General features: G+C 32.4%; 17 protein-coding genes and 3 tRNA genes. 13 read left to right on the forward strand and 7 right to left on the reverse strand.

The genetic code is table 11. The features are described 5' to 3' along the window. Together C4S29_RS11995 and C4S29_RS12000 are read right to left on the reverse strand one after the other, a co-directional pair. Window positions 1–798, reverse strand: a complete 798-nt coding sequence (locus C4S29_RS11995; RefSeq protein ID WP_103914339.1) for an anti-sigma factor — start codon at window positions 796–798, stop codon at window positions 1–3. A 4-nt stretch (window positions 799–802) separates the two neighbouring features. Continuing rightward, window positions 803–1360, reverse strand: a complete 558-nt coding sequence (locus C4S29_RS12000; RefSeq protein ID WP_233740544.1) for an RNA polymerase sigma factor — start codon at window positions 1358–1360, stop codon at window positions 803–805. A gap of 93 nt (window positions 1361–1453) precedes the next feature. Here C4S29_RS12000 and msrB point away from each other — a divergent pair, with 93 nt between their 5' ends. After that, window positions 1454–1996, forward strand: coding sequence for a peptide-methionine (R)-S-oxide reductase MsrB (gene msrB / locus C4S29_RS12005; RefSeq protein ID WP_103914341.1), 543 nt, complete (start codon window positions 1454–1456; stop codon window positions 1994–1996). Between the two features lie 77 nt (window positions 1997–2073). Beyond that, window positions 2074–2649: a fasciclin domain-containing protein gene (locus C4S29_RS12010; protein WP_103914342.1), complete on the forward strand. Its 576-nt coding sequence runs from the start codon at window positions 2074–2076 to the stop codon at window positions 2647–2649. A 66-nt stretch (window positions 2650–2715) separates the two neighbouring features. Here C4S29_RS12010 and C4S29_RS12015 read toward each other — a convergent pair whose 3' ends face one another. Further along, window positions 2716–3207, reverse strand: a complete 492-nt coding sequence (locus C4S29_RS12015) for a GNAT family N-acetyltransferase (protein WP_103914343.1) — start codon at window positions 3205–3207, stop codon at window positions 2716–2718. 695 nt (window positions 3208–3902) lie between these two features. Further along, entirely contained in the window at window positions 3903–4775 is an 873-nt protein-coding gene (gene dapA / locus C4S29_RS12020) for a 4-hydroxy-tetrahydrodipicolinate synthase (RefSeq protein ID WP_103914344.1), read from the reverse strand. A gap of 118 nt (window positions 4776–4893) precedes the next feature. On the opposite strand from dapA, the gene C4S29_RS12025 reads away from it, so the two are divergent. The 5 genes from C4S29_RS12025 (at window position 4894) to recO (ending at window position 10764) form a co-directional block, all read left to right on the forward strand. Beyond that, the gene (locus C4S29_RS12025; protein ID WP_159969852.1) at window positions 4894–5943 is read left to right on the forward strand and encodes an acyltransferase family protein; all 1050 of its coding nucleotides are present in this window, start codon (window positions 4894–4896) and stop codon (window positions 5941–5943) included. Window positions 5944–6113: 170 nt separating this feature from the next. Continuing rightward, the gene (locus C4S29_RS12030) at window positions 6114–6860 is read left to right on the forward strand and encodes a 5'-nucleotidase C-terminal domain-containing protein (protein WP_103914447.1); all 747 of its coding nucleotides are present in this window, start codon (window positions 6114–6116) and stop codon (window positions 6858–6860) included. 14 nt (window positions 6861–6874) lie between these two features. Then, entirely contained in the window at window positions 6875–7825 is a 951-nt protein-coding gene (locus C4S29_RS12035; RefSeq protein ID WP_103914346.1) for a bifunctional metallophosphatase/5'-nucleotidase, read from the forward strand. Between the two features lie 5 nt (window positions 7826–7830). Next, the gene (porZ, locus tag C4S29_RS12040; RefSeq protein WP_103914347.1) at window positions 7831–10068 is read left to right on the forward strand and encodes a type IX secretion system anionic LPS delivery protein PorZ; all 2238 of its coding nucleotides are present in this window, start codon (window positions 7831–7833) and stop codon (window positions 10066–10068) included. A gap of 6 nt (window positions 10069–10074) precedes the next feature. Further along, the gene (gene recO, locus C4S29_RS12045; RefSeq protein WP_103914348.1) at window positions 10075–10764 is read left to right on the forward strand and encodes a DNA repair protein RecO; all 690 of its coding nucleotides are present in this window, start codon (window positions 10075–10077) and stop codon (window positions 10762–10764) included. Between the two features lie 3 nt (window positions 10765–10767). Here the strand turns inward: recO and C4S29_RS12050 are convergent, their stop codons facing one another. Beyond that, window positions 10768–11490, reverse strand: a complete 723-nt coding sequence (locus tag C4S29_RS12050; protein WP_103914349.1) for a hypothetical protein — start codon at window positions 11488–11490, stop codon at window positions 10768–10770. Between the two features lie 59 nt (window positions 11491–11549). On the opposite strand from C4S29_RS12050, the gene C4S29_RS12055 reads away from it, so the two are divergent. Next, complete coding sequence (locus C4S29_RS12055) at window positions 11550–11972, forward strand: RNA-binding S4 domain-containing protein (RefSeq protein ID WP_103914350.1); 423 nt, start codon at window positions 11550–11552, stop codon at window positions 11970–11972. Here the strand turns inward: C4S29_RS12055 and C4S29_RS12060 are convergent. Next, window positions 11958–12473, reverse strand: a complete 516-nt coding sequence (locus tag C4S29_RS12060) for a shikimate kinase (RefSeq protein ID WP_103914351.1) — start codon at window positions 12471–12473, stop codon at window positions 11958–11960. The two genes, C4S29_RS12055 and C4S29_RS12060, sit on opposite strands and share 15 nt — an antisense overlap. A 97-nt stretch (window positions 12474–12570) precedes the next feature. On the opposite strand from C4S29_RS12060, the gene C4S29_RS12065 reads away from it, so the two are divergent. From C4S29_RS12065 to C4S29_RS12075, 3 genes are all read left to right on the forward strand, one after another. Continuing rightward, a tRNA-Lys gene (locus C4S29_RS12065) sits at window positions 12571–12643 on the forward strand. Window positions 12644–12695: 52 nt separating this feature from the next. Then, window positions 12696–12778: transfer RNA gene (locus C4S29_RS12070), tRNA-Leu, on the forward strand. 61 nt (window positions 12779–12839) lie between these two features. Continuing rightward, window positions 12840–12912: transfer RNA gene (locus C4S29_RS12075), tRNA-Lys, on the forward strand. Window positions 12913–13011: 99 nt separating this feature from the next. Here C4S29_RS12075 and panC read toward each other — a convergent pair. Then, the gene (gene panC, locus C4S29_RS12080) at window positions 13012–13860 is read right to left on the reverse strand and encodes a pantoate--beta-alanine ligase (protein WP_103914352.1); all 849 of its coding nucleotides are present in this window, start codon (window positions 13858–13860) and stop codon (window positions 13012–13014) included. Between the two features lie 471 nt (window positions 13861–14331). Between panC and C4S29_RS12085 the strand changes: the two genes are divergently transcribed. Together C4S29_RS12085 and C4S29_RS12090 are read left to right on the forward strand one after the other, a co-directional pair. Further along, complete coding sequence (locus tag C4S29_RS12085) at window positions 14332–15102, forward strand: glycogen/starch synthase (protein ID WP_103914353.1); 771 nt, start codon at window positions 14332–14334, stop codon at window positions 15100–15102. Window positions 15103–15116: 14 nt separating this feature from the next. Then, window positions 15117–16682 carry a DUF4270 family protein gene (locus C4S29_RS12090; RefSeq protein ID WP_103914354.1) on the forward strand — a complete coding sequence of 522 codons (1566 nt, stop codon included), beginning with the start codon at window positions 15117–15119 and terminating at the stop codon, window positions 16680–16682. Window positions 16683–16698: the final 16 nt, after the last annotated feature.

Below are 16698 nucleotides of genomic sequence, written 5' to 3' on the forward strand. Positions count from 1 at the left end.
TTAGGTTGTTCCCATTACCATCATATTTTCCATGGTTGGCGAATCTACGCCACCTGCTTTTTCTAAAGTAATGGCAAATGCTTGTGCTTTATCAATAACCGCCATAGATTGAATTTGATCTGGATGGTTTCCGTCAAACATACCTGCACTAACAGGTTTTCCATCTACAATCGCCCAAAGTTGGTATTGCTGTCCTTTTGGTGCGCTTGGCATATTATTAACTTTTAAATATACTTTTTTAGATGTATCCCAATAAACATTTGCAAGCATTCCTGGGTGTGATGCAACGCCATTTAATTTGATATTTCTGGAATTTAACATCAAGTTATTTTGACTTTTAAGCTCTGAAACTTGATTCGTTAAAATAGTGTTGTTAGTTGCTAATTTTGCCAATTCTTGTTTTTGGTTTTGGCCGGTGTATATGTTATATCCCAAACTTGCCAATAAAAGTAAAGATGCGGCAACCAAGGCAAATTTTGAAAAATTACTTCCTTCATATTTTTTATTTAATGGAATAATTGGTGTGATAACGGTTTCTTTTTCAGTCGATTGGCTTGTGTTTTCAACTGGTTTTGCAAAATCTAATTTCGCAAAAATTTGTGATTTTAATTCTGAAGGCGGTTCTACGGCTTCGGCATCAGCTAATTGTTCAAAAGTATTTTGCGCTTCTAAAACGGCGTTTTTTACTTCTAAATTATTTTTCATAATGCACTCTAAAATAGAAGCCTCTTCCTGCGAAAGAACTCCTAAAGCGTATTCTTCAATAATACCGGATGATATGTAAGTTTTAATATCCACTTTTTTATATATTGTGTTTAAAACCTTTCAACAATTCTCTTAACTCTTTTATAGCGGCCCTACTTCGCGTTTTTACGGTACCTAAAGGAATTCCCAGATCATCTGAAATTTCTTCTTGGGTATATCCACCGAAATATGACTTATTAATAATAACTTTATAATCGTCCCGAAGCGTGTTTACAATATTTTGAACTTCATTAAATTCATGCTTCTGTTCTGTTGAAAGCGATTTACTGTCATTTACGAAATCAGGAATGCTTTGGTTTTTTAAATCGTTTCTGAAAGATTTAGATTTCACTTTATCTATTGCTGCATTCCTTGCAATATTCAGCATCCAAGTGTAAAGACTGCCTTTGTTTTCGTCAAAAGAATTTATAGAATTCCAGATTTTTACAAATACATCTTGCAAAACTTCATTGGTTTCTTCCTTATAAGTAAGCACTTTAATTATGATACCATATAAAGCACCGGAATAATTATCATAGAGATAATTAAATCCGTTTTCATCTCTGCTTTTTAGCATAGATACTAATTCTTCCGTTGAAATCTTCTGTTTATTCAAAATATTTATTGCGGTTCAAATATAAATTAATTTTTTTTGAAAAAAATCTTTTTTTGCCATTTTTTCGTAAATATTTTTACTAAATCTTATTAAATGAAACTAAACATACTAAAAACTGCGGCTGTAGTTCTTATAACTTCTTTACCTATTCAAAATTTTTCTGCCCAGAAAATACAAGAAGTAAACGGTAGAAAGTTAATAAATCCTTTTTATTCCCGCACAGATACTTCAATATTACATGTAACAGATGCACAGTGGAAAAAAGTCTTAAATAAAAATCTGTACGCCGTTGCCAGAAAAAATAATACAGAAATGGCATATACTGGTAAGTATAATGATTTCGATGGTATTGGCACCTATTATTGTGCGGTTTGTGGAAATGCTTTATTCAAATCTGATGCAAAATTTTCTTCCACGTGTGGATGGCCAAGTTTTTTTGAAACTATTCGTCCGAAGTCTGTTGTTTACAAAAAAGATTATTCTTTGGGAATGCTAAGAACGGAAGTAAGATGTGGCAGATGCGATGCGCATTTAGGGCATTTGTTTGATGATGGCCCAACGGCCAATAAAAAAAGATATTGCATGAATTCTATTTCTTTAGAATTTGTGCCTGATAAAAAAATTGAAAAAAAATAAATCTAAAAAAAACTTTACGTCGTAATTTATAACAACACAAATTAACAATATATTTTATCAACTTAATTTAAATTATTATGAACTATTTAAAAATCACAACCGCAGCATTAGCATTAACAATGACTCTCGGTTTTGGAAATCAACTTTCTGCGCAGAACATGATGCAAAAAGAAAAAACAGTAATGGTGGGCGGTGCAGCAATGTATCCTACAAAAAACATTATTGAAAACGCAGTAAACTCTAAAGATCACACCACACTAGTTGCTGCTGTAAAAGCCGCAGGTTTGGTAGAAACTTTAGAAAGTAAAGGGCCATTCACAGTTTTTGCGCCAACAAATGAGGCTTTCGCAAAATTGCCAAAAGGAACTGTAGAAACAGTTTTGAAACCAGAAAACAAAGCACTTCTTACTTCAATTCTTACTTACCATGTAGTCCCAGGAAGAATTTCTTCTAAAGAATTAGCCGCTTGGATTAAAAAAGGAAACGGTAAATACGTCGCTAAAACTGTGCAAGGTGAAGATTTAACATTTTGGATGAAAGGAAAAAACATTTACGTTTCTGATATGAAAGGGAACAAAGCAAAAGTTACCATTGCAGATGTTAACCAATCTAATGGTGTGATACACGTGATTGACACCGTGTTGATGCCATAGTTTTCATAGTTTTTTAATGTTATGTGAAGGTGCCGCTCTTAGAAATAAGTGCGGCATTTTTTTTTGTTAAATTATAAATTCCATTAAAAAATCATCCATCACAAAACCGCCGCCAATATCAAAAACACCTTCTTCATACGTTGAAAAACCTTGGGATTTGTAGAAATTAATGGCAGGATTTTCTTTGTTCACATTTAAAATAATGCGTTTGTTGCCAAATTTTTCAACCTCATTTTTCAAAAAATTTAAAGCATGTTTTCCGAAACCTTTGCCTTTGGTTTCCTTTAAAAGATAGATGCGATGCAGTTTTGTGCTGCCTTCTTCATAATTATTTTCAAAACCCATTATGCCAACCGTTTTTTCTTTTTCTCTCATAAAATAATAGTGGTAATTCGGATTTTGAAATTGAGATTTTATTTCCTTTTCAGAATACATCAAATCTAGCATATAATCAATCTGTTCGCTAGAAATTATTCCTTTGTAATTGGCGCGCCAAGAAGTTTCTGCTATTTCACGGATTAATGGAATTTCGCTTTCAGTGGCTTTCTCTATGGTCATAAATATTCTTTGGAGGTTTAAACGCAAAGGCGCGATTTTTTGATTATTTTTAGCAATAAGGGCACAAGTTTAATATTGGTTATAAATCTGTTTTATTTAAACGCAAAGGCGCGATTTTTTGATTATTTTTAGCAATAAGGGCACAAGTTTAATATTGGTTATAAATCTGTTTTATTTAAACGCAAAGGCGCAATTTTCTGATTATTTTGGGGAACGAAGGCGCAAGGTTAATATTAGTTATATAAACGCAAAGGCGCAAGTTTTTGATTATTTTTAGCAATAAGGGCACAAGTTTAATATTGGTTATAAATCTGTTTCATTTAAACGCAAAGGCGCAATTTTCTGATTATTTTTAGCAATAAAGGCGCAAGGTTAATATTAATTATAAATCTGTTTCATTTAAACGCAAAGGCGCAAGTTTTTAAATTTAGACTAATATTTACCTTGCGCCTTAAAATATTTTCAATTTGATAATTTTTTTGCGTCCTTGCGATTAAATTTTTAGCATTTCTGCTTTAATTTTTTCTTGCAATCCGCAAATTTTTGATTATTTTTAGCAATAAAGGCGCAAGGTTAATATTAATTATAAATCTGTTTCATTTAAATGCAAAGGCGCAAGTTTTTAAATTTAGACTAATATTTACCTTGCGCCTTAAAATATTTTCAATTTGATAATTTTTTTTGCGTCCTTGCGATTAAATTTTTAGCATTTCTGCTTTAATTTTTTCTTGCAATCCTTCAGATGCTTTTACCAAAGGCAATCTCAAATTATTTTTAACCAAGCCTTTTTCTGCTAAAATCGTTTTCACGCCACACGGGTTTCCTTCGGCGAAAATCAAACGTGTAATTTCAACCAAGGAATTATGGATTTTGTAGGCTTCATCTACTTTTCTTTCAAACGCCAATTGTATCATGGTAGAAAATTCTTTAGGGTAAGCCTGCCCAATAACTGAAATTACGCCATTTCCGCCCGCCAAAGTGGTCGGAAGTGCCAATTCATCATCGCCAGAAACCAACTGAAATTTTTCATTTTTTTGTCTCAAAATATCAAAATATTGCAAAATATTTGGTGCCGCTTCTTTTATCATAATCAAATTAGGAAAATCATTCGCCAAACGTAAAGTTGTTGAAGCTTCCACATTTTGCCCAGTTCTTCCTGGCACGTTGTAAATAATAATATTTTTTCCGGTACTTGCGAGCATAGCATAATGTTGATATAGACCTTCCTGATTGGGTTTGTTGTAATATGGAGATACAGAAAGCACGGCTTCAAAGGCAGATAAATCTGTGTTTTCTATTTGGCGTTTTATTTCCATTGTATTATTGCCGCCAATGCCTAAAACTAAAGGAATTCTTTTATCATTAATTTTAATAATGTGTTCAACTACGGCCTTTTTTTCTTCAGAATTCAAAGTTGCCGCTTCTGCGGTTGTTCCCAAAGCCACCAAATAATTGGTGCCGTTTTCAATATTGTAATTGATTAGTTTGGTTAATGAATCAAAATCTACTGATAAATCTTCGTTAAATGGCGTTACAAGCGCAACACCTACACCTTTTAAAGTATTCATTTTATTTAAAAATTTTGCTCAAAATTAGTGATTTTTTTAGTTTAAAATTCACTGTAAACGGAAATAATTAATAAGATGAAAAAAGTAATTTTTATATATTTGTTTAAATAATTATCTTTTGAATCGTATTCTTCCTAATCTCAATCCACTGCGATTTTTTTTGGCTTTGCTAGTAGTTCTTTTTCATGTACCTAAATTTGCTGAAAATAGAGGTGTTCCTTTTTATTATGATGCCGCTTTTTTTCAAAAGGGAACAGAAGCGGTTTATCTTTTTTTTTCTTTGAGTGGCTTTTTAATCATTAGAAATCTTTATGACGAAAGAGTAAACAAGGGAAAAATTGTTTTGAAAAATTTTTATATGCGCCGTATTTTAAGAATTTTTCCGCTCTACTATTTGGTTTTTATTGTTGGTTTGTTATACTATCAGTTTATTTTGCCGCATTTAGGGTATGATTTTAAATCAGATTACCCTTTGTTTAATGCCATTGCATTGGGCATTTTTTTCTTACCAAATATCTTGGCTGCTATTTATCATCCAGGTGGGATTTTAGAAATATTATGGTCTATTGGTATTGAAGAACAATTTTACCTTTTTATTGCGCCTTTATTCTTATGGTTTAAAAATATAAGGAAAATATTAATCGTTTTTTCGATTTTGTATGGCTTCGTTTTTTTTAGCAATATCTTTCCTTTTCTGCAAGCGTTTAGCATGGTGTTTTTTTTCTTTACCATTAGTGGTCTCATTTCAATTTTATCGGATAAGATTATACTTCCAAAATTTGTAAAATATCTGCTTTCTATCCTCTTAATTCTTTATTTCACTACAAATTGGTTTGTCTTTAGAAATGATATTGTTTATGATCTTTACAGCAGTATTTTATTCGCGTTCTTCTTGCATAGCATTAGTGTAAAACCGTTATTTATAATCCGAAATAGACAGTTGAATTATTTAGGGAAAATTTCTTACGGTATTTATATGTATCATGCAATAGCGATACAAATCGTATTCTTTTTTATTTTAAAAATACATTTTAATTCTTTTCCATCGCCAGCTATTTATATTTTTACATACTTGCTTAGCGTTATATTTTTAACTTTATTATTGGCGGGTTTTTCTTACGAATATTACGAAAAGTATTTTCTTAAACTCAAAAATAACTTCAGATAGAAGCCGAGTTTTAATGAATTTTAAACAATCAAAACTTCTGCAAAGTATATTTCTCGCTTTTTTATAAATTTTGCAAAGTAGCAACTGAAAAAATAGGTTTTCATTAATTAAAGATTTCGGTGTTATTTGTTGAACTTATTTTATATTTGCTTCAAAATTTATTTCAAAATATGAAGTCTAAAATTTTTCTGATCGTATTTTCGTCCCTTCTTTTATTCTCGTGCAGAGCGAAAATAGGAGTGGCAAAGGTTCACACAGAAAGCAATCACATTATTTCGTCAGAGTTAAAAGATGATCCAGCGTTTGATGCTGTGATTGCGCCATACAAAAAGAAATTAGCAGCAACCATGAATGCCGTAATTTCTCATACAAAAGTGGATCTTACAAAGAATGGAGAAAATAGTAATTTGGGAAATCTTTTGGCAGATTATACCTTTGAAGGTGCGGCCGAGTGGGCAAAAAAAAATAATAAACCTGCGGTGGATGCTGCTGTAATAAATATTGGAGGAATACGTTCTACAATTGGCAAGGGCAATATTTTACTTCGCCATGTTTTTGAAGTGATGCCTTTTGAAAATGAAGTAGTAATCATGAAACTGAAAGGTTCGGATTTGCAAGGCTTGTTTGATTATTATGCGAAAACACAAAAAAACAATCCAGTTTCGCATCTTTTTATAGAAACAGAAGCGGGCAAAATTACGAAGGAGAGCATTAATGGAGAAAAAATAGATCCCAGCAAAGACTATTATATTGCAACTTCAGATTATTTAGCTTTTGGAGGCGATAATATGGTTTTTTTTAAAAAAGGAGAGATGATTTCGACCGGCATTAAATTACGGGATTTATTTGTAGAAAAATTTAAAGAAAATCCTGAAGTTTCTGCTCCAGAAGATGTAAGAGTTAGTTTTAAAAAATAAAAAAGTAGAAGGTAATGAATAGAAAAACTTTTATTAAAACCATTTCTGGCGGAACTTTAGTTGCGGCTTTAGCACCTAATATTTTGATGGCGCAAAATCCAACTTTTTTAAATAAAAAAACACTGCGTAAACTCACGATTTTGCACACCAATGATCAACACAGCAGAATTGAGCCCTTCGATGCATCTTATACCAAGAACCCAAACCAAGGCGGTTTTGCAAGACGTGCAAGTTTAATAGAAAGCATTAGAAATAAAGAAAGCAACGTACTTTTGGTAGATTCTGGCGATACGTTTCAAGGAACGCCTTATTTTAATTTTTTCGGGGGCGAATTAGAATTTCGATTAATGAGCATGATGGGATACGAAGCCTCAACTTTGGGAAATCATGATTTTGATAATGGCTTGGAAGGTTTCCTGAAAGTACAACCTAATGCAAAATTTCCGTTTATTTGCTCTAATTATGATTTTAAAAACACTATTTTAGACGGGCAAACAATTCCGTACAAAATTTTAGACAAAAAGGGTATAAAAGTTGGCTTGTTTGGGCTTGGTGTAGAATTGGAAGGTTTAGTCGGCAAAAAAAATTATGGCGAAACCAAATATTTGGATCCAGTTGAAATTTCTAATCATTACGCAGATTTTTTAAAAAATGAAAAAAAATGTGATTTGGTAATTTGCCTTTCACATATTGGCTACGAATATGAAAATGATGCGAAGAAAATTTGTGATAAAAAATTAGTTGCGCAAACCGAAAATATAGATTTAATTTTAGGCGGGCATACGCACACTTTTTTTAAAGAGCCAGAAGTTTTTAAAAATAAAAATGATAAAAATGTGCTGGTAAATCAAGTAGGATGGGCGGGTTTGCTTTTAGGACGATTAGATTATTACTTTGATGATAATAGAAAAATACAAAATATCGCGTGGAATAATCAGGTGATAGACGAACATATTTTGGTATAATATTTATGAAAAAAAAATTAATTCTTTTTTGCTTAATCTTCGGATTAAGTTTAATTAAAAGTCAAATAATTTCTTCGGGAAAATGGAGCGATTTGTTTTCTTACAATAATGTCTTGGTAATGCGCGAAGACACAGACAAAATTATTGCAGCAACAGAAAACGGTATTTTCTATTACACTCCTTCTTCGGGTGAAGTGAAAAAATTATCAAAAGCGAACGGTTTGCATGACGTTAAAATATCCGCTTTTGATTATAATCCTGTTACAAAAATAGGATTGGTAGGTTATGTTTCTGGTGCTTTAGATGTTATAACGCCAGATGGTATTTTTTTAATAGTAGATATTCCTATTGCAACTGGCTACACGGGTACAAAAAAAATAAATCACATATCAATTTCTGGTAATGATGCTGTAGTATCTGTTGGGTATGGTGTTTCTATTTTTAAATTAGATAAAAGAGAATTTGCAGATACTTCATTTTTCAGTAATGGCGGTGTTTACACGGCGGCAAATGAATCGGTTATTAAAGATAACGTAGTTTATACGGCAACATCAACAGGTTTGAGGTCTCACGAGATGAATGTAACATTCCCAATTTTTAGTTCTTGGGCCACACCAATTTCTGGTAATTTCACCCAAATTTCAGCAGATAATGATATTTATGTTGGAAACGCAACGCAAGTATTCAAAGGAAGTGGCAATACTTTTAGTAGTTTTTTAACCGGAATTGGGGCCTTAAAAGATATTACTTCAACTGGTGGTAAAGTTATAATTGCGGACGGGCAAAAAGTCTCTCGATATTCGGATACTGGTGTTTTAGAGAAATCTATTGCAATTAATGAAAATGTAAATACTGCAATACAGTTTCAAAACCAAATTTATACAGGTACAAAATTATCTGGTATTTTTGATGAAAGTTTGCAGCCTTACAAACCAGATGGACCTTACTCTAATATTTCCTACAAAATATCTTTATTAAATGATGAAATTTATGTGTCAACTGGTAGTAGAGATAATTATAATAATGCGATTTATAATGGCGTAGGCTACTATCATTTTGATGGCACAAAGTGGAAATATCCACAAATGTTTATTGGCAATGGAAATCTTTATAATATTTTAGACGTTGCGCCAAACCCTAGCAAACCCGGCGAAGTATTTTTTACCAACTATACATTTACCACAAATAAAGGAATCTATAAAATGCAGGATGGTGTTTTTGTGAAAAAATATGATGATTATTCTCTAGGACCTTTTTACAAAAGATCTATCGGGATAACTTTTGATGAAAATAATCAAATGTTTGTGACCAAATCGATTGATAATACTGCTGGAGGTTCTGCTATTTATGTTTATAATGCTGCGGCAGATAATTTCAGTCTATTAAACACCGTAGGAACAGGGGGAATGCAAAAACCATTTGCGAAAGATGGCGTGCTTTACGCTCCTGAACCTTATGGCGATACAGGAGGAATGGTGATTTACGATTATAAAAACACAGCTTCAAATGCAAGTGATGATGTTTTTAAAATATTAACTAAAAGTAATAATTTGCCTATAAATGGAACTGTAAGTGCTGTTTTGGATAATAATGACGATTTGTGGATTGGAAGTAGAGGCGGTTTAAGAATTTTGCAAAACCCAAAAGATGCAATTACCGCAGATTCTCCACAAACTGAAGATATTGTAATTGAGCAAAACGGAATTCCAGAGGAATTATTTCGGGATAATACGGTGTTGCAAATTGAAGTAGATTCTGGAAACCAGAAATGGGTTTCTGTTGATGGCGGTGGCGTTTTTTACCTGAGTGATGATGGGCAACAAACTTTTGAGCATTTTACCAAAGCCAATTCACCACTTCCTACCGATAGTGTTACAGATATAAAAGTCGATAAAAAAACAGGAAAAGTATATTTTGTGACACTTGATGGCATCGTAGTGTACCAAGGCGATGCAGTAAATGTTACGTCTAATTTCGGCGACGTTTTAGTCTATCCAAACCCAGTAGTTTATGCCAATTATAAAGGCAATGTAAAAATTCGTGGTTTAGCGGAAAAAACAAATATCAGAATAACTGATGCTGCGGGAAATCTAGTGCACTCAGCCGTTGCAAGAGGTGGTTCTTATGAGTGGGATCTAAATAACCAACGTGGTCGCAGAGTTGCTTCTGGTATTTATTTTGTTTTGATGACCAATGAAGATGGTACAGACACTGCTACTGCAAAAATTGCCGTGGTGAATTAAAATAAAATGACCAAAAAGAAAGGCTTTCTGTTATCTTATTTGAAATTTGGGGACAATGATGCAATTCTTCATTGTTTTACCAATAATGAAGGTTTTGAAAGTTTTTATCTCCGCGGAATCTATGCTTCAAAAAATAAAAAAAAAGCCTTGCTTACGCCGCTAGCAGAACTTTATTTAGATCTAAATTTAAAACGTAAATCAACTGCTCTTCAACTCTTAAATCAAATAGAAAAAGTAGGCTCTGGAAGTACAGATTTTAACGTAAAAACGGCGTCGATTTTATTTTTTACAGCAGATTTTTTAAATCAAGTTTTAAAAAACGAAAATGCACAAAATTTAATTTACCGAGAGATAGAATTATTTATTTTTGAAGTAAAAGCGGGTAATTTGCAAGCCCACCTCATATTTTTATTTAAAATATTGCAACTTCTGGGTTACGCGCCACTTCTTGTTCAGGGAGATTTTTTAGATTTAGAAACAGGTGCTTTTAGCAATCAACTGTCTCACCAGAATTTTAATTCAGAAATATCTAAAATTTGGAAAACAATTTTGGAAACTAATGGAGATTATACCTTGCAGATTCCCAAAAACAAAAGCAGAGAATTGCTAAATTCTCTGCTCATTTACTATCAATTTCATATTGAAAATTTCAAAATTCCGGTTTCGCTAGAAATTGTGAAAGAAATATTTCAGTAATTACTACGGCGTTGGTCTAGTTTCAGTTTTATAAACTTGAAAATTAAAGACAAAAGAACGATCGTTTAAACTATAGCCGGTATAATTAAAATGTGGATCTTTACCAAAAGCATCTCTGGAAGGTACTATTATGACCCCTTGTAAATTATAATTATCAGAATCCGGGATATTGTAGGCTTTAAATTTTCTTAATGCTTCACCAAAACCTTCAATCTCGTAATAACTGTGAGATTTTACTGTTCCAGCATCTACAACAGATTGTTTTGTGTAGTAATAACCAGGATCTACTTCTGGTACACCAGTTCCAGATACACCATTTCTAAATGTTTGAGGGGACGTGAACTCAACTACATTATTGGTATCTGTAGCCTGATAAGTTAAAGTGTTTGACATTAATCTTATAACATCTGTGCTTCCAATATCAGTTCCAGGTGTGGGTTGTGCGCCCTCTCTCATAATATAAATAACCCCTGAAGGTAGAGTAACAGGATTTAAATCTGCTAATTTTACTTTTGTTGCACTTGGTACGTCAGTAGTTGTAAATGGTTTTATATTTCCACGAGAATCCAAATAATAATCATTTAAAAATTTTTGTGCAGCCTCGTCATCATATTTATTCTGCGTTGCCGCGTCATAAACTACCGCTGTAACAGGAGTTGTCGTATCATTTTTACAAGAACTTAATGCCAAAGCTAGAACTGCAAAACCAAATATTATTTTCTTCATTTTATATTTAATGATTAAATTGCTACATTATTATAACTCTGCAAAAGTAAAAAAAAGATATGAGAATAGATAAATTTTTATGGAGCATTCGATTTTATAAAACGAGAACGCTGGCGTCCGAAGAAATTAAGAAAAACCGCGTTTCGATAGGAGATGCGAAAGTAAAAACATCTAAAGAAGTGAAAATTGGCGACGAAATTACCATTAGAAAAAATCAAATAGATTATAAAATCAAAGTCTTGGCGCTCCCAAAAAGCAGAATTGGCGCAAAATTAGTGCCGCTTCACATAAAAGATATTACTGCAAAAGAGCAATTAGATTTATTAAAATTGCGCCAAGACAGCCAAAATTATTACAGAAATAGAGGCGAAGGCAGACCAACCAAAAAAGACCGCCGCGAAATGGAAGATTATCTAGAATCTGGAGACGAGGTAGATGATTGGGATCAATTTTTTAATACAGAAAATTTAGACGAAGACTAGTCTTTCAATTTCATTCACTATTTCTTCAGCAGATTTAGCATCTGTAGAAATTGTAAATTGCGCTTGGTTGTAGAAAAAATTTCTTTCGAATAGATGTTTGGCAATATATTCTGGCAAATCTTCCTCGGAAATTTTTGCGATTAAAGGTCGTTTTTCTTTTTCTTTTAAAATTCTTTCCGTTAAAGTTGAAATATTAGCACGCAAATAAATACTTGTGGATTTTTTGTTTATCATCTCCATATTGTTATAATAAGCAGGCGTTCCACCGCCAAGGCTTAAAATAATATCTTCAGATTTGGCTAAAATTTCATCTAAAATTTCTTTTTCTTGCTTTCTAAAATAGATTTCGCCCCTATCTGCGAAGATTTCGGAGATGCTTTTTTGATTTTTTCGAATTATTTCTTCATCTAAATCTATTAATTTATAATTTGTTTTTACACTTAAATTTTTGGAAATGTGTGTTTTACCAGAACCCATGTAACCAAGTAGGGAAATAATCATATTTTTATTTTATACAAATTACTTAAAAAATTTTGAGATTTTAAAAAAACTCTTATCTTTGCACCACTTTAATAAAAGCATTTATGCTTGTAGTAAAGACTCGGTAGCTCAGCTGGTAGAGCAATACACTTTTAATGTATGGGTCCTGGGTTCGAATCCCAGCCGGGTCACAATAACAAGAAGTTTCCGTCTAGTTATTTGCTTAACGAGACGGTTTTTTTTGCCTGTGTGGTGAAATTGGTAGACACGCCATCTTGAGGGGGTGGTTTCCTATGGATGTGCTGGTTCGAGTCCAGTCGCAGGCACAGAGCGATATAATTTTTATTAAAAAAATTACCAATAATTATCAAAATTATTAACATTCCCGACTCGGTAGCTCAGCTGGTAGAGCAATACACTTTTAATGTATGGGTCCTGGGTTCGAATCCCAGCCGGGTCACAATTTACGCGAGTAAATTTTCATAACATATTTGGTGATTTGGTTTAAAAAAAGCTTTCTCGTAATAGGAAAGCTTTTTATTTTTTCAAGGTCTTTTTTTTAGTCCAAATGCATATTATCAATCAATCTCACATCGCCTACATTAACGACTAAAAATGCGCGGTACGATTTGTCTTTATAGAAAAAATCGGTTTCTTTCAGTGTTTCTTCGTCAGCAATAGTGAAATATTCTAACTCCATACCCGACGCGTGATGAAATATTTCTTCTACTCGAGAATTTATTTCGGGAATGGTAATTATTCTAAACCATTCATTTACTTTCACTAATGTTTCGTACAAAAGTGTGGCTTCTTTTTTTTGGTGAGAACTTAACCTTTCGTTTCTAGAACTTAATGCTAAACCGCCATTATTTCTGTAAATAGCAACGCCATGAATTTTGATAGGTAAATGCAATTTTTCAACTAATTTTTTTATAATAGCCAATTGTTGAAAATCTTTTTCGCCAAAATACGCTTGGTCTGGCCGTACTTGCTTAAAGAGTTCTTCTATCACTGTAGCCACGCCATCAAAATGGCCAGGACGGAATTTGCCTTCCATTTCCAACTCTATTCCATCGAAATTATATTGCTTGCTTTCGGTCTGTTTCGGGTAAATATCTTTTATTTCTGGGATGTAAAGTGCATCTACATTGCCCGAGGCTTCTAATTGTTTTATATCAAAATCTAAAGTACGTGGATATTTTGCCAAATCACTCACGTTATTAAATTGTGTGGGATTTACAAAAATGGATGAAATCACTAAATCATTCTCTGCTTTTGCCGCTTTATAAAGAGACATGTGACCTTCATGAAGTGCGCCCATTGTTGGGGCAAAGCCAATTTTTTTACCCATTTCTTTCTGCCTTTCAATGTAATTTTGCAGTGTGGTTTTGTTTTTTAAAATTTCCATAGACAAGATTTTAAAGTAAATTTAAGGATAATTATTATTTTATCGCTATAAAGTATTTTAAGTTAAAAGTAAAGTATTCTTCTATTTTTAATCATTTTTCAAATCTTGATTGCAAATTCGTCTGTTTGCAGCCATTGTTCTCATAAATTTAAGTGCAAACATAATGTTTTCGATGCTTCTTTTGAGTTTTAGATTGGCTAAAATTCTTAAATTTATTCAAAAAATAGAAATTAAATCGAAAAGGTTTATGATGAAAGAAACTTCACTAGTCTATGTGCCAAGGTTGAAATTAAATTAAGATTTATATTTAATTAGAAACAAACACAAAAATTTTAAAATAGAAAGAAATTTCAAGTTGAAAAAGGCAAAATATTAAATATATGTTAAATGAAATTTGTTAGACTAAAATTTCGTAATTTTGCATCTTAGGGCGAGAGAGTGCTCTTGTTATTATGAATTAGAAAAAAAAATATGCAGAATAAGAAGATACTGTACGTTACCACAGAATTGTTTCCTTATCAGGAAGAAAGTAATATGGCAACTATGGTGAACAAGATGGCGTTGAAAATGCACCAAGAAGGGAATGATGTTCGTGTTTTTATGCCACGATTTGGATCTATAAGTGAAAGAAAATTTCAGTTGCACGAAGTTATCAGGCTTTCTGGGATGAACATTATTATTAATGATTTAGATCAACCTCTTATCATAAAAGTGGCGTCTTTGCCCGGTGAAAGATTGCAAGTTTATTTCATAGATAACGATGAATATTTTAAAAGAAAATATTTTTATGGCGATGAAGAGACTAAATATTATGAAGATAATGATGAGCGTGCTATATTTTTTGCAAGAGGTGTAATAGAGACCATCAAAAAACTAAATTGGGTGCCAGATATTATTCATCTTAATGGTTGGATGTCTTCTATGATTCCTATTTATTTGAAAACATTTTACAAAAAAGATTCTTATTTTAGTGATACTAAAATTGTGATGTCGCTTTATAATGAAGAAGTTATTCCGCTAGATAGTGGGATTGAAGAAAAATTAAAATTTGATAATATAATAGGTCTTAATGCGTTAAAAGACCCAAGTTCAGAAAATTTTTTACTTGATAGTATTGATTTTGTGGATGTAATCTTAAAAGGAGACGAGTTTCTCGAAGGTGCTTTAGACCAAAAATTTAATGATACCAAAGTTCAAAAATCAGAATACCTCGATTCTGATAATTTCAATAAAATTTACTAATAGAATTTATATAAATGACTAAAAAATTTCAAGGGCTGTTGCAAATTACATTTTTTGCACTCGTTGGTAGTCTGTTGCTTATAAACTGTGAGCCAAATGCAGATAACCTAGGTTCGCAATTTTTCACAAATGGCGCCGCACAAGATAGCGTAGTGCTGAAAGATTTGATTGCGTATAATATTTCGAATAATGACACAATCAGAACAGATAATGCAAAAATGGATTCCGTAACACTCGGTGCTTTCGATGTACCACAATTTGGTAAGTTGAAATCGTCGTATTTTACGCAAGTTAGGCTTTCTTCTTATGCACCAACTTTTGGTACAAATGCAAAAGCAGATTCTGCGGTGTTGGTCATAACTCCCTCTCTCCCTACTTCTACTGATTCAATTAGAAAATCTACTATTAATAATTTCATTTATCCGACTGGAAACATTGCTTCTACAAAAATTACCAAAACATATCCCGTGATATACAAATATGGTAGAACAAAAATTGGAGGTAAAACAAAATTAACAATAAACGTAAACGAAGTTACCGATTACATGGGTTCTACGGTTACAAAATTGTATTCTAATCAAGATTTTGCAACGGGTGCATTACTTGGATCTAAAGATTTTTATGGAGATGTAACTTCAGTAAATATTAAAAGCAATGCAGATAGTACAGAACTTTTTAACCGAGAAGCAAACTTAAGGATTCCACTAGATAGCACATTTTTTCAAAATAAAATAATTGCAAAAGCGGGTATGCCTGAATTGAGTGATGTTTCAACATTTATAAGATATTTTAGAGGGTTAAAGGTTTCCGTAGCAGAAAATGATGGTTATTTATTCAAATTTGCGCCGAATCAAGTAAAATTGCAACTCTATTATAAAAGTGATTCAATAGTAGATGGTGTTAATACAAGACCTCAAAATGTATTTAGTTTAGATGTTGGATCTAATAATGTGCATTTTCAGAAAATAGATTTTGATAGAAATGGCACGGCAGCAGGAGCAGCAATGGCAGTCTCTGATAGTATAAATGGTAGCCCAAAATTATTTTTGCAAGGAATGGGAGGCCCAGGCGTAGGATTAAAAATACCAGCAACTACAATAGCATCTTTGAAAGATTTATATAACAACCAAAAAGCAGGCATTCTTTCTGCTACTATTAGATTATATTCAGATAATTCCTGGTTAAATAATTTTGGAAAACCCAAATATTTTGTTACGAAACAAAAAAATGTTTCAACTTTCTTAAAAGAATTTACAACCTATAGCATCAACCCTAATTTTAGATTGATTACCACGAATAATCTTTATGGAAATCCTTCTTATTATGACATCAATATCACTAAGACTGTGAAAGATGTTATAGAAACCGAAGCACCAAATAAAGATATAGTGATTAATGTAGGCGACTATACTTTAGATGCAGCAACCCAATCCTTTTTAGGTTTAGCGTCTTCCAATTTAGCCTATGGGCAGAATTTTAATACTCGATCCTACACTCCAAACGCTGTGGTTTTGGTAGGTACAGATTCATTAAACCCGCAGAGGGCGCAACTCCGGGTGATTTATGCAAAAAAACAATAAATAAAACTCAAATTAT

The organism is Halpernia humi (genome assembly GCF_900108025.1).
Lineage (GTDB): Bacteria > Bacteroidota > Bacteroidia > Flavobacteriales > Weeksellaceae > Halpernia > Halpernia humi.

Coding starts and splice junctions, on each gene's coding strand:
- msrB (WP_103914341.1), top strand. CDS start 1,454: ATGAAACTAAACATACTAAAAACTGCGGCTGTAGTTCTTATAACTTCT.
- C4S29_RS12010 (WP_103914342.1), top strand. CDS start 2,074: ATGAACTATTTAAAAATCACAACCGCAGCATTAGCATTAACAATGACT.
- C4S29_RS12015 (WP_103914343.1), bottom strand. CDS start 3,207: ATGACCATAGAGAAAGCCACTGAAAGCGAAATTCCATTAATCCGTGAA.
- dapA (WP_103914344.1), bottom strand. CDS start 4,775: ATGAATACTTTAAAAGGTGTAGGTGTTGCGCTTGTAACGCCATTTAAC.
- C4S29_RS12030 (WP_103914447.1), top strand. CDS start 6,114: ATGAAGTCTAAAATTTTTCTGATCGTATTTTCGTCCCTTCTTTTATTC.
- C4S29_RS12035 (WP_103914346.1), top strand. CDS start 6,875: ATGAATAGAAAAACTTTTATTAAAACCATTTCTGGCGGAACTTTAGTT.
- porZ (WP_103914347.1), top strand. CDS start 7,831: ATGAAAAAAAAATTAATTCTTTTTTGCTTAATCTTCGGATTAAGTTTA.
- recO (WP_103914348.1), top strand. CDS start 10,075: ATGACCAAAAAGAAAGGCTTTCTGTTATCTTATTTGAAATTTGGGGAC.
- C4S29_RS12050 (WP_103914349.1), bottom strand. CDS start 11,490: ATGAAGAAAATAATATTTGGTTTTGCAGTTCTAGCTTTGGCATTAAGT.
- C4S29_RS12055 (WP_103914350.1), top strand. CDS start 11,550: ATGAGAATAGATAAATTTTTATGGAGCATTCGATTTTATAAAACGAGA.
- C4S29_RS12060 (WP_103914351.1), bottom strand. CDS start 12,473: ATGATTATTTCCCTACTTGGTTACATGGGTTCTGGTAAAACACACATT.
- panC (WP_103914352.1), bottom strand. CDS start 13,860: ATGGAAATTTTAAAAAACAAAACCACACTGCAAAATTACATTGAAAGG.
- C4S29_RS12085 (WP_103914353.1), top strand. CDS start 14,332: ATGCAGAATAAGAAGATACTGTACGTTACCACAGAATTGTTTCCTTAT.
- C4S29_RS12090 (WP_103914354.1), top strand. CDS start 15,117: ATGACTAAAAAATTTCAAGGGCTGTTGCAAATTACATTTTTTGCACTC.